Genomic DNA, 13791 nt, shown 5'->3' on the forward strand with positions numbered 1-13791 from the left:
AATATCCTGTGGGATGAGCTTAAATAAAAACATATCGTTGATAAGTGGTTTGGAAGCTTTGGGGATGAAGAATGGCTCCTATGGTTTACGATGGGTTTCTGATAAAGAAAATGAGAAGGATAACGAGCATATATATTTAGCACTTGAACAAGCTGAGCGCTTCAATGCAAAGGCTATATACTTTAGGTTTTTTAGTGAGGATATACGACCTCCTAGACCTCAAATATATATTTACGAATATTCCGAAATTAACTTAGACCAAAACTCTCCAGCTCAGATTCATCATCACCTATGGAATGCAGGCGTTGTTCCATATGCTTTTATTTTTCGTGAATCTGAAGTTTTAGTTTATAACTGTGGTTTAAAACCCGATTGGAATAAGGATGACCCTCAATTCATAACCAAAGCACATGATGTAATTAACTTGTTGAGTGATGTTCAATCCAATATCCAACAATATCATGCACGTCAATTTGATTCAGGATTATTTTGGGATTCTGAAACAGGAAGCGGCATCAAATATGGACAAAGCGCCTATGAACAGTTATTGACTCAGCTTAAAAACGCCAAGGCAAATATTATCAGTCAAGTTGGACAAGAAAAAGCTCTTTTGGTTAAGAAAGTTTTGATGATGCTTATCCTCATAAAATACCTGGAAGAGCGTAAAGATAAGGATGGAAAAGGTGCTTTAAACCCAGAAGAGTTTTATAGAGATTATAACCAAGATGATCCTACTTTAGAAGGTGTATTGGAAAATGTAGAGACGTTTTCCGCTATGCTAAAGGATCTTTCCAGCAAGGAACACTTCAACGGACAAATTTTTTATTTAAGCCAAGATGAACTGAATGAACTTAGGAAAGTAGATTTAAGGATTTTTCAATTATTTGTTAGAGGAGATGCTGCCATTTTTCCATCTTCAAAACATGGCTTAGGTAATCTTTCTCTTTGGAAACTATATCAATTCAACTACTTACCAATCGAATTGATTAGTCATATCTATGAGGACTTTCTAGCCGATGAAAACGGAAACAAGAAAAAAGGAGTAGTTTATACACCTCCATACCTTGTTCAGTTTCTGGTAGATCGTACTATGCCGCTTAGTACGCCAAAAGAGCACTTTAAAGTTCTCGATCCTGCCTGTGGTTCGGGAATTTTCCTTGTGGGCGCTTACAAAAGAATGATTCAATGGTGGAGAGTTAGAAATAATTGGAAAAAACCAACCAAGGATAATGTTGATGAATTAAAAGCATTACTAAAAAACAACATATACGGTTGTGATCTGGAAGAAGAGGCAGTAACATTAACATACTTTAGTCTCGGTTTGGCACTCCTAGATGCCCTATCACCAAAAGAGATCTGGAAAAATGTCCATTTTGATAACCTTATCGATCAAAACCTCATTTCAGGTGACTTCTTCAAAACTCTTTTTGAAAACAAACTAGAACCTCTATTCGATCTGGTTATTGGAAACCCTCCATTTGAGGAGAGATTTACTGATTGGGCATCCTCTGTAGATGATAAAGCAAAAAGTGAAGATAGAGAACGGCCTGAAGTTCCTCAAAAACAGATTGCTTTATTATTCTTGGAACAATCTTTCAAGCTACTGAAAGAAGGTGGAAATACCTGTTTAATATTACCGGCCGGTCCCGTTCTTTACAACACAAAAGTTCACAACTTTAGAAGTTACTTGATTGAAACAAATCGTTTCAAAACGATTTTCGATTTTACGCCGTTAAGAGCCAAGTTGTTTATTGGGAGTAGCTCCAGTGCTAAGCCTCCCGTGGTAGCTGTTTTAGCTGAAAAATCTGACCATACAGAACAACCCATTCAACATTTGATTTTTAGGCGGACAAGGGCATCAAGTGAAAAGATTGAATTTGAAATTGACCACTATGATTTTCATTGGGTGGCTTTGCAAAGAGCGTTGAGTATTCCAAGGATTTGGCAGGCTAACTTTATGGGAGGAGGTAGATTGTTCCAAGTAATAGAAAAAATTACAGGGAAGAATACACTTAAGGACTTCTTAAAGGAAAAAAAAGGTAGTCGAAAATGGGCATATGGTGAAGGATGGCAGGAGTGTCCTGATTCTAAACCTTTGAGAGACATCAAAAGATTAATGTCGAAAGCTGATATTTCTGAAAATGAAAAAAATGAGCTAAAAACTTTAGAAAATAAGCATAGAGCAGATTGGATTACTGGCAAAAAATTTATAGATACAAATGGTGAAATAACTACCTGCCAAACTAAATTTTTTCAGTGGCCTAGGAAGAAGAGCTTATTTGAGTCACCTCACTTAATTGTACATGAACATGTGCGGAATGGCATAATCCCAACTTATCTAAGGGATGATTATGTAACCTTTAAAGACTCTTTGTTTGGAATTCATACACCTACCGATGACAAAGAAGAGTTGGAACATATTCAACATTTCCTTTCTGACAAAGCAAATATTGGGTTAATATGGTTAATCAGTGGCAAGGTAATTACAGTAAGGGAAGGAGTTCCGTTAATGGCAGACATTCTCTCATTACCTTACCCAAAGATTGATTTAAACCATGTCGAAAAAGTCATATTAAGTGATATTTCAAACTTTATTTCTGATTTCAGAAAGGAAGGTGAAAAAAGTGAAGTTCTAAATTCAGTAAACACTAAGGAACTTAAGCAATTTGGACAAACGTACTGTGAAATACTGAATTCAATTTATGACGACTTCAAACCACTTAATCCAATCCGTGGAAATGAATTTATAGCTTATCCATTTGTTTTGGGTGATCAGCCGGAAATGGAAATCCCCGATACTATCAGTAATATAGAATCAAAGCTGAATCAGCTTATAGATCATCAAGTTTCCTATAACCTTTGGGTAAAGCGTATCCTTAGGGTTTATCATAAAAATGTGATCATCTTATATAAGCCTAATCAAAAACGATACTGGCTAAGGTCCATTGCCATTCGTGATGCAGATGAAACTTTTAGTGACTTATATAATCAGGGTAAATAATGGAGTATCATAGTAATAACACTTTTGGTACACTAAGCAGTGCACCTGATGGACGAATAATCGAAAAAGTATATTCATTGGTCATTTTAGTTCTGGAAGATTTTGAAGGAAATTGTGAAGACAATGAAAACCATCTTACAAATGAACTCTGTCATTCACTTGGTTTTCATAAACCAGATGAATACCCTTTCTATTTCCAACACCAAAACATAGAAAATAGTAAAGAAAACACTTCAACTGATTTTGCAGCTTTTGGAACATATACCTACGCTCAAACTCCCCATCAAAAAGGGAAGAAATTTCCACTTGTTAAGTTTGAGGCGAAACGTTTGAGTGCTACTTTGCCTAAAAAAAGGGAACGAGAGTACGTGATTGGGGAATATAAAGCTGGAAATCAATTGAAAAATTCGGGAGGAATTGAACGTTTTAAGAATTTACGTCACGGCAATGATGTACACCATGCTTGCATTATTGGCTATGTTCAAACAGATTCCTTTGCTGTTTGGGAAGCCAGGATAAATAGCTGGATAAAAGAAGAAATAGATAGTCCGCATGATTCTTCATTAACTTGGGATAATGAAGATTATATAAAGGTTCATCAATCAAACACTAGCGGTAAAGTGTATAAATACTCATCCGCTCCCAAAAGAAAGGAATTACTTGAACTGCATATGCTTCATCTTTGGGTAAATCTTAAATCGTGATAGTTTAATTTGATAATCCTCAATCTGAAAAAGAAGCCAAGAAGCATTTGATAGGGTCCCAACTTCTTAGAAATCAAAAAGCCATTTAGCAATTCCTTCTAATTAACAATATATAAATTGAAATTTTCCCACTCACTCAGGTTGATAAGCAAATTCAATTTATCTTTAATTGAATATTATAACAAAACTATACCCAAGTCTACAATGAATCGCTCCTCTATTGTAATCTCCCTATTAATCATCTTCATATTTACCATTGTTTCATGCAAGAAATCCGATGAGGATTCTGCAATAATTCAAGCTCAAGAGCCAAGTAGCAACAACCTAATCCAATATGTAAACCCGATGATTGGCACCAAGAATATGGGTCATACATTTCCGGGTGCTACTACTCCATTTGGGATGGTGCAGCTCAGTCCAGAAACTAACCAGGAACCAATGCATATAGATGGTGAATACAATCCGGAAACCTATAGATATTGCTCTGGATATCAATATGATGATTCAACCATATTTGGTTTTAGTCATACGCATTTTAGTGGAACCGGTCATTCAGATTTAGGCGATTTCCTGATTATGCCTACAGTAGGTGATCTCACCTTAGAGCCTGGTGATGCTGCAGTTCCTCAAAGTGGTTTCCACTCACAATTCTCACATGAGAATGAATCTGCTGAGCCCGGCTATTATAAAGTTCTTTTAGATGACTATTCAATCACTGCTGAACTTACTGCTTCCGATCGAGTTGGCTTCCATCAATACACATTTCAAGAGGGTGGCGATGCACATATTATCTTCGATTTAATGTCCAACATCTACAACTATAAGGGAAAAAATGTATGGACGTTTATCCGTGTAGAAAATGATTCAACCGTAACCGGCTACAGACAAACTAACGGTTGGGCAAGAACGCGACTGGTGCATTTTGCGATGAAGTTCTCTAAGCCATTCAAGAATTATGGCCATAAGAAATACGACGATGTGAAGTACAATGGCTTCTACAGAAAATTTGATGAAGAAAATAACTTTCCTGAAATGGCAGGACATAACCTTAGAGCCTATTTTGACTTTGATACCGAGCCAAATGAGCAAATCCAAATCAAGTTTGCACTCTCTCCGGTAAGCATGGCAGGGGCTGTAAAAAATTTGGAAGCGGAAGTTCCACATTGGGATTTTGAAAAAACGAAAGCCGAAACCCAAGCTAAATGGCAGAAAGAACTTTCCAAAATTGAAGTAGAAACCGAAACATTAGCTCAAAAGGAAACCTTCTACACCGCGCTTTACCATACCATGCTTGGGCCAATTATCTATGAAGATGTAGATGGGAGTTATAGAGGTTTAGATCAAAATATTCATCAATCGGATGGCTTTACCAATTATACCATTTTCTCGCTTTGGGATACGTATAGAGCCCTCCACCCGCTTTTCAATATCACCCAACCCTCTCGCAACAACGACATGGTAAAATCCATGTTGGCTCATCACGACGAAAGCGTTCATAAAATGCTTCCTGTTTGGAGTCATTATGCCAATGAGAACTGGTGTATGGTTGGCTATCATTCTGTCTCAGTGATTGCTGATGCTATTGCCAAAAACACTACAGACGTAGATCTAGATAAAATTTTACAAGCTAGTATCAATACATCAGTTGTTCCCTATTATGATGGATTAGAACACTATATGGAGCTAGGATTTGTACCGGAAGATAAAAGCAGCTCGTCTGTATCCAAGACCTTAGAATATGCTTATGACGATTGGTGTATTGCACAAATAGCCAAAAAAGCTGGAAATACTGCCGTGTATGATGAGTATATGAAAAGGGCAGAATATTATAACAATGTGTACCATGCTGAGAGTGGCTATATGAGACCCAAACTTGCCAATGGAGAATGGCGGGAGGATTTTGATCCATTGGATACACATGGACAAGGCTTCATCGAAGGCAATGCTTGGAATTATGGGCTATATGTGCCGCAGAACATAGATAATATGATTTCACTAATGGGTGGCAAAGATCGCTTCAGTATCCATCTGGATAGCATTTTCACTACAGAAATTGAAGAACGATACATTGAAAAAAATGAAGACATCACTCGTGACGGCATCATTGGAAACTATGTGCACGGCAATGAGCCTGGTCATCACATTCCATACTTATACAACTGGACCAATGAACCTTGGAAAACGCAAGCTAGAGTCCGAAATATTATGAACACAATGTATAGCAATGGTCCAGATGGACTTTGTGGAAATGACGACGCTGGCCAAATGAGTGCTTGGTATGTATTTAGTGCACTTGGCTTTTATCCCGTATTACCCGGATCGGATGAATACGCAATTGGTAGCCCTATGGTAAATAAGGCAACTATCCGATTAGAAAATGGCAAAACGCTCACAATCAATACCGAAAATCAAAGTACTGAAAACGTGTACGTCGACAAGGTTATGGTAAATGGGAAGCAAATCGAAAACCTCCAGCTAAAGCATAGTGATATTGCTGCGGGAGGTGAAATCAAATTCTACATGAAGGCGAAAGCAGATTTGTAATCAAAATGTATTGAACCTTCTATTTGCTTGCACCTATACTCAAGCAAATAGAAGGCTCAATCCAACTAAAACCTGTAATTCAAAGACAAAGAAATGTTTCGGTTTTTATAGCTTGAATTATTATAAAAAGCTATAGGAGATTCTTCGCTGGGACCAATATCTCTCATCCCTAATTCATAGTTTAAACCAATTACTACTTCGCCTATATCTACACCTACTCCTGCGCCAATTCCCATATCAAAGCTGTCTAAACCCTTCTCTCCATAAGTATCATACTCAAGCGTACTAAATTCAATCATATCGCCATAGATGATATCGCCCGTAAGCTTCGTTTTCCCGGCAATTCCCCATTCAAAATAGGGGCCTGCATTTATCAGGATATTGAATTTAGGAGATGCTTCAATTTCGTATCCTAAATATAAAGGAACATGCAAGTTCCATTGCTGTGACTGCATACTTGCCTCTCTTCCTGAAGATAATATAGTTTCATCAAACCCAATAGGGGCATCTCCTTTGATTTCCGTTCCCTTGCTTATTATTGACAATCCGGTTTGCAGAAAAAATGCATCAATTACGGTGTAGTCAGCAGTTACACCAAGATGTGCGCCTAACTTTCTATTATAGTCTGGCAAACCATCCCTTTCAATCGCTAATGATGACAAATTTACTCCTCCCTTAATACCAAACCTAAATGGCGAATCCTGCGCAACAGTTTTTACATTACCCAGAATGATCAATAGCACTGAAAGTATTAGAATGTTCTTCTTCATATTATTTTTTTTACAAGGTTAAAAAGACATTGAGACCTCATTACACTAAATCTTACTAATGGAGACACATTTAAATAACCGGTAGTTGGAAACAGATAAATATAAAATTGATTTTTATATCAAAAATTATCTATCGAGGCTTTCTCTTATTCTATTTATTTCGATCAAAAAATATTTAGGCATTAAAAAGATGGATTGTTTATGTAATTAAAACCCAAAACAACCTCTTAATTGTAATTAACTAAACTGCTTTGCCTAAGCCAATTCCGCCAATTTATTCTTAAACTCTGAGGTGAAATGGAATTGCACATCAGGGAAATTTTCTCTTACGGTATTGAGTAGCCATTGAGATTCAGCAAAGTACACTGGATTATTATCTTTATCATAAGCCACATAACTGCCTCTTTTTCTGATCAGCTCTTCAATGGCTTCCTTTTTATCCGAAGTCATCCAGCAAGCTTTGTAATAGTTGAGATGATAAAAATCTGCTTTGGCACCATATTCATGCTCTAATCGGAATTTGATTACATCGAATTGAAGCTCGCCAACCGTACCGATGATTTTTCTATTCCCGGGTTGCTGCAAGAAAAGCTGAGCAACACCTTCTTCGCTCAACTGACGGATTCCCTTTTCTAATTGCTTGGCTTTAAAAGGATCCTTATTTACCAATTCCCTAAATATCTCTGGCGAGAAACTAGGAATTCCTTTGTAGGCTAAAGCCTCTCCTTCCGTAAGCGTATCTCCTATTTTGAAGTTGCCGCTATCGTACAAGCCTACCACATCCCCGGGAAAGGATTCTTCCACCAAGCTCTTTTCATTTGCCATAAAGGTAGTAGGGTTTGCAAATTTTAGTTTTTTACCTAAGCGGGTATGATAGAAAAATTTATTTCGCTCAAACTTGCCTGAACACACTCTCAAAAAGGCAATTCTATCTCTATGATTGGGATCTAAATTGGCATGAATTTTAAAAACAAATCCGCTGAAATTCTTCTCATCAGGCATTACCATCCTAGCTTGCGTTTCTCTTGGGCGGGGGGATGGAGCTATTTCACAGAATATATCAAGCAATTCCTTCACTCCGAAATTATTGATAGCCGAGCCAAAGAAAACTGGAGCAATCTTTCCTTTTGCATAATCCTCCTCACTCAAATCTTCATACACACCTTCAATCAACTCTACTTCCTCCCGCAATTTGTCGGCATAGCGCTTTTCCACCAGCTTATCCAATTGCGGATCTGCCAGATCATCTATTTTCACCAAATCATCAGCAATCTTGGTCTTGTTGATTGAGTAAAGGTTTAAATTCTTCTTTTGCAGATTATAAATTCCCTTAAAAGAGGATCCTTGACTAATCGGCCAAGTAAGTGGACGAACGCTAATCGAAAGTTTCTCTTCCAACTCATCCAGCAAATCGAATGGATCTTTGCCTTCACGATCCATTTTATTCACAAATATGATCACAGGCGTATTCCGCATCCGACACACTTCCATCAACTTCTCAGTTTGTTCCTCCACACCTTTCACACAATCAACCACTAAGATTACACTATCTACAGCCGTAAGGGTACGAAAAGTATCTTCCGCAAAGTCCTTGTGACCGGGCGTATCGAGGATATTGATTTTCTTGCCTCCATATTCAAAGCCCATTACAGAAGTTGCTACCGATATACCTCTCTGACGCTCAATCTCCATAAAATCGGAAGTTGCTCCCTTTTTGATTTTATTGGACTTCACCGCTCCGGCAGTTTGAATCGCTCCACCAAAAAGCAAGAATTTCTCTGTCAATGTAGTTTTACCCGCATCTGGGTGACTAATAATCGCAAAAGTTTTACGGATGTTGATTTCTTCTTGTAAGGTCATGAATCTGAAATTGCGGCAAAAAAATATCTCTCTAGCCAAACGGCCTGCAAAATTAATAAAATTGAAGGCCAAAGCCAATTAGATTATTGGAGGGTTTGATTTGCCATCTGCAATACGATCCCCTACCCCATCGTCACCACACAATCATCCTGCTCCACCATTACGCCTTCCTCTAAATACACATCACTCACAACCCCATCGGTCGGTGCACTGATGGTCGATTCCATTTTCATAGCTTCTATCATAAAGAGCGCTTGATTCTTCTTAACATTATCACCTTCTTTTACCAATACCTTAATCAATCGGCCTTGAAGTGGTACGCCAATGTCCTTGTCGCTTTTCACTTTTCGGTTTTTCACTTTGGTGACGGCCACTTGTCTGTCATGTACAGAAACACTTCGAGTCATTCCATTGATTTTGAAAAAGACATCGCGGTTTCCTTCATCATTTGCCTCAGTTTTGTACATATAGCGCACTAGCAGATTTTTGCCGGGCTCCAGCTCTACCATTATTTCCTCATTGGGCTGCATGGGATAGAAAAAGCCAGAAGTAGGCAAAATACCCGTATTACCATACTCTTGCATGAATGTGTGAAAATCCTTGTAAACCTTCGGGTAGAGTTTGTAAGACAATAAATCCTCTTCCGTCAATTTATCATCATTAAATTCAGCGATAAAGGCTGGCAACTCCTTTGCAAAATCAATAGGTTCCAAATGCTCATTTGGCTTATTGGTATAAGGCTTTTCATCTTTCAGAACGATCTTCTGAATCTCAGACGGCCAACCTCCTTCGGGCTGTCCTAAATCGCCTCTAAAAAGTGCCTTCACAGAATCAGGAAATGATAAATTCTCTCCACGCTTCAATACATCTTCCACGGTCAGATTATTGGAAGTCATAAACAAAGCCATATCGCCCACCACTTTGGATGATGGTGTCACTTTTACAATATCTCCAAAAAGCTGATTGACCAGCGCATAATTCTTCTTCACCTCCTCAAATCGCTCTTCTAAACCCAAACTTCTCGCTTGCGGTCGCAGGTTTGAATATTGTCCTCCCGGAATTTCATGCTCATAAACTTCGGCTGTTCCGCTTTTCAATTCACTTTCGAAAGGATGGTAAAATTCTCGTACGGCTTCAAAGTAATTCGAGTATTGATTGAGCGATTTCAAGTCTATCGGATTTTCTCTTTCATGCCCTTTCATACTCGCAAGCAATGAATTGAAATTAGGCTGCGATGTAAGTCCAGACATAGATGAAAGCGCCACATCTACCACATCCACACCAGCTTCTATCGCTTTCAGATAAGTGGCAGATTGGATACCAGCGGTATCATGTGTATGCAAATGAATAGGTATATCGATGGATTTTTTCAGCTCCTTCACCAAGAGTTCAGCTGCATAAGGTTTGAGCAATCCTGCCATATCCTTGATGGCCAAAATATGTGCTCCCTCGTCTTCAATCCTTCTTGCCAAGTCCAAATAGTATTGTAAGTTGTACTTGTTGCGGGAGGGATCTGTAATATCACCCGTGTAGCAAATGCAAACCTCTGCCAAAGATTGTGTTCGCTCTCGCACTGTTTTTATACTTAGCTTCATGGCTTCCAACCAATTGAGCGAATCGAAAATCCTAAAAATATCAATTCCATTTTCAGCACTTTTCTCGATAAAGCGCACAATCAAATTATCAGGATATGCTGTATAACCTACTGCGTTACTTCCTCGGAAAAGCATTTGAAATAGAATATTAGGAATGGCTTCTCTAAGCAATCTCAAGCGCTCCCAAGGGTTTTCGTGGAGGAAGCGCATACACACATCGAAGGTAGCACCGCCCCATACTTCCAACGAAAATACTTCGTGGTGAGATTTGGCATAACCTTCGGCAATTGCCAGCATATCGGCTGTTCGCATTCGAGTAGCAAACAAACTCTGATGCGCATCGCGTAAGGTGGTATCGGTGTAGTGAATCCGTTTATCCTCCCGCAGTTTTTGGGCAAATGCTTGTGGACCAAGTTGCTGCAATTGATTTCTGGAACCTGTCGGATAATCAGCTAATTTATCAAAAGCAGGAACAATTGGCGTTCGAAAATCTTTTGCCAATGTTCCCTCTTTAATATCAGGATGGCCATTTACAACTAATTCACCCAAATATTTGATGACTTTTGTGGCTCTATCTTTTCCAGTGCCAATTCTCGGAATGACCAATTCAGGCTTGCTTGGAATAAAATTCACACGAGCCAAACCATCCTGAAATTCCTCATCGTCCATTACATTAATTAGGAATTGGATATTGGTTTTTACCCCTCTGATACGGAATTCGGTAAGCGAACGGCGCATACGCTGTGTAGCCCCTTTGAGTGTGCGACCCCAAACGGAAACTTTCACCAACATAGAATCAAAAAACGGCGAAATCTTCACGCCGGCATACGAGCTGCCCTCGTCAAGTCGGATTCCAAAGCCTGCTGCATTGCGATAAGCAATTATTTGTCCGTAATCAGGTTTGAAACCATTCTGTGGATCCTCTGTGGTAATGCGGCACTGCACAGCAAAACCATTACAGCGAACGTCTTCCTGCGAGTGAATGAAAATCTGCGGGTGGTCTAAAGGCACTCCTGCTGCAATTAAAATCTGTGAGCGTACAATATCAATTCCGGTGATCTCTTCGGTAATAGTATGCTCTACTTGGATGCGCGGATTTACTTCGATAAAGTAAATATTGAGTTCCTGATCAACCAGAAATTCAACTGTACCAGCATTATTGTAGTTTACATGCTTGCCAATTTTCAGCGCATACTCAAATAACTTCTCTCGAATTTGATCGGGCAAATTGGATGGTGCAAGCTCAATGACCTTTTGGAAACGGCGCTGAACAGAGCAATCGCGTTCGTATAAATGCACCAAATTGCCGTAGCTATCACCTAGCAATTGCACTTCTATGTGCTTGGGGTTCTCGATGTATTTTTCAAGAAAAATAGTGTCATCACCAAATGATTTGGCAGCTTCTCCTCTAGCTTCTTGAAAGGCTTTATGCAGTTCTTCATCATTTTGGACAACACGCATTCCACGTCCTCCACCTCCCGCGGCTGCTTTCACCATTATGGGATAACCGATGCTTTTGGCTTGTTCCAAGGCAATTTCCACCGAATCCAATTTCAAAGCCGAATCTGGAATGGTAGGTACTTGGACTTCTTTGGCCACAATTTTGGCTGCGACTTTATCTCCCAAGCGCTCCATCACTTCTGGCTTTGGGCCTACGAAGATGATTCCTTCCTCAGCACATCTTCGAGCGAATTGCACATTTTCGGATAAGAAACCATAACCCGGATGGATTGCATCTACATTCTTTAGTTTGGCAATACGGAGGATTTCCTCTATATCCAAATAAGGCTTCAGCGGCTCTTGATCCGACCCTATTTGATAAGACTCATCTGCTTTGTATCGGTGAAGCGAATAGCGATCTTCAAAGGAATAAACAGCAACTGTGCGAATGCGTAACTCAGAAGCAGCACGTAATATTCTAATAGCTATCTCGCCACGATTGGCAACTAGCAAACGGGAAATCTTAGTGATATTCATAGAATTGGGAGAAAAAGTATTGATTTCTCAATTTAGCTAATACTTTTTCATGTCCAAAGCCAAGTGAACAGATTAGAGAAAACTAGACTATCGAATATTTACTTTGACAATAATTTCAAGCAATAGCTCTTACATTCTTTCCATCAGATATAATGTTGGATAATCTTCCTCTTCCATTTTCAGGTAGATATTTTTAAGTCCAATCCAACGCCCTTCTCCAGCTCGGAAATAAAAAGGAAGGATTTCTTGCGGCGCGTCTTGATAACGCTCCGATAAGTCATCAAGGTTGACGCTTACAATTTTATACATTGGTTCTGATATTTGAGACATTTGTTGTTCCTCTTCGGACATAACGCTATATCGTTCCTCCTCAATACCTTCTGAATAGGCAATGTAAAGCTCATTTCCCTCAACATCTAGACTAATTATACCACCAGCACTTACTGCTCTGAAATCTATATCACCCTCTGCGTTTTCAGGATAGCGGACAAACTTAGGGAAATTGGGCTTGATCGTCTTTTCATATTGAAAGTCAGCACCATCCCACTGATACATATAGATTTCTGGAAATTCCGCAGTATATAAAAAGAGCTTTCCATCCTCATACATAAATTCAGGAAAAAAGCGATTGTTTCTCGCCTTATTATGCGGATGACCTTCAGGAAGTTTAATGGTTGGGCTAAATGTATTAGACTCTCGATCCCAAATTTCAAACAAGAATTCTTTAAAGCCATTGTTCCATAATTCCATTTGATCATACCTACCTGGTGCATATAATAAATATTTATTGTCTTTAATTTCGTAGAATTTTGGCCCATCCTTACTTACGCTAACAATCACACGATAAGGCATTTGAATTTTCTCAACCACCTTACCATCGTAATCCGCGATGAGCATTTTATCTGACATATTGGGTTGCACCAATATTTTATCATCCTCGAAAAATCCTGTTCCAATTTTCCAATTCCCTAGATAATCTGGGTCACCTGCTGGCTTGTCTTTTATCTGATGCAACACAGAACCACCTTCATCGAAAATGACTATATCTCTATCATTTTTACCAAGAAATAGCTTTTTATCAGAATTATAATCGTATGGGATTATTTCAGCCAAAGCTAAATCTACAACAATGGAATCTGAAATAACCCATTGCTGGTTTGTCTCTTCTGCTTCAGTTTCAGTTTTTTCATCGGAATTAGCACAAGCTGAGGCAAACATTATTACAAATAGTAATAGATAGAGGGAGTTTTGAATTTTCATTAGAATGGTTTTTTAGTTCATCAATGCTCTAAATTATAAAAACATTTTAAAATGAAAAATAAAACAGATTAAGTAATAAT

General features: G+C 38.7%; 7 protein-coding genes. 3 read left to right on the top strand and 4 right to left on the bottom strand.

Annotation, left to right across the window (positions count from 1 at the left end):
• Positions 1 to 13: 13 nt before the first annotated feature.
• The 3 genes from ACOXY8_RS03535 to ACOXY8_RS03545 all read left to right on the top strand — a co-directional run bounded on the left by ACOXY8_RS03535 (position 14) and on the right by ACOXY8_RS03545 (position 6249).
• The gene (locus ACOXY8_RS03535) at positions 14 to 3001 is read left to right on the top strand and encodes an HsdM family class I SAM-dependent methyltransferase (RefSeq protein ID WP_458330166.1); all 2988 of its coding nucleotides are present in this window, start codon (positions 14 to 16) and stop codon (positions 2999 to 3001) included.
• Positions 3001 to 3705, top strand: a complete 705-nt coding sequence (locus ACOXY8_RS03540; protein WP_458330167.1) for a hypothetical protein — start codon at positions 3001 to 3003, stop codon at positions 3703 to 3705. Before ACOXY8_RS03535 ends, ACOXY8_RS03540 begins: the two co-directional genes overlap by 1 nt.
• 204 nt (positions 3706 to 3909) lie before the next feature.
• Positions 3910 to 6249, top strand: coding sequence for a GH92 family glycosyl hydrolase (locus tag ACOXY8_RS03545; RefSeq protein WP_458330168.1), 2340 nt, complete (start codon positions 3910 to 3912; stop codon positions 6247 to 6249).
• Positions 6250 to 6314: 65 nt separating this feature from the next.
• Here ACOXY8_RS03545 and ACOXY8_RS03550 read toward each other — a convergent pair whose 3' ends face one another.
• The 4 genes from ACOXY8_RS03550 to ACOXY8_RS03565 form a co-directional block, all read right to left on the bottom strand.
• Positions 6315 to 7019 (bottom strand): porin family protein, encoded by a 705-nt coding sequence (locus ACOXY8_RS03550; RefSeq protein WP_458330169.1) that lies wholly within the window; start codon positions 7017 to 7019, stop codon positions 6315 to 6317.
• Between the two features lie 255 nt (positions 7020 to 7274).
• Entirely contained in the window at positions 7275 to 8879 is a 1605-nt protein-coding gene (locus ACOXY8_RS03555) for a peptide chain release factor 3 (protein WP_458330170.1), read from the bottom strand.
• A gap of 122 nt (positions 8880 to 9001) precedes the next feature.
• On the bottom strand, positions 9002 to 12451 hold the full coding sequence (locus ACOXY8_RS03560; RefSeq protein WP_458330171.1) for a pyruvate carboxylase: 3450 nt from the start codon (positions 12449 to 12451) through the stop codon (positions 9002 to 9004).
• A 129-nt stretch (positions 12452 to 12580) separates the two neighbouring features.
• Positions 12581 to 13711, bottom strand: coding sequence for a hypothetical protein (locus tag ACOXY8_RS03565; RefSeq protein ID WP_458330172.1), 1131 nt, complete (start codon positions 13709 to 13711; stop codon positions 12581 to 12583).
• Positions 13712 to 13791 lie beyond the last annotated feature (80 nt).

Origin of the sequence: Peijinzhouia sedimentorum (assembly GCF_049340005.1) — a bacterium.
Taxonomy (GTDB): Bacteria; Bacteroidota; Bacteroidia; order Cytophagales; family Cyclobacteriaceae; genus CAXBDP01.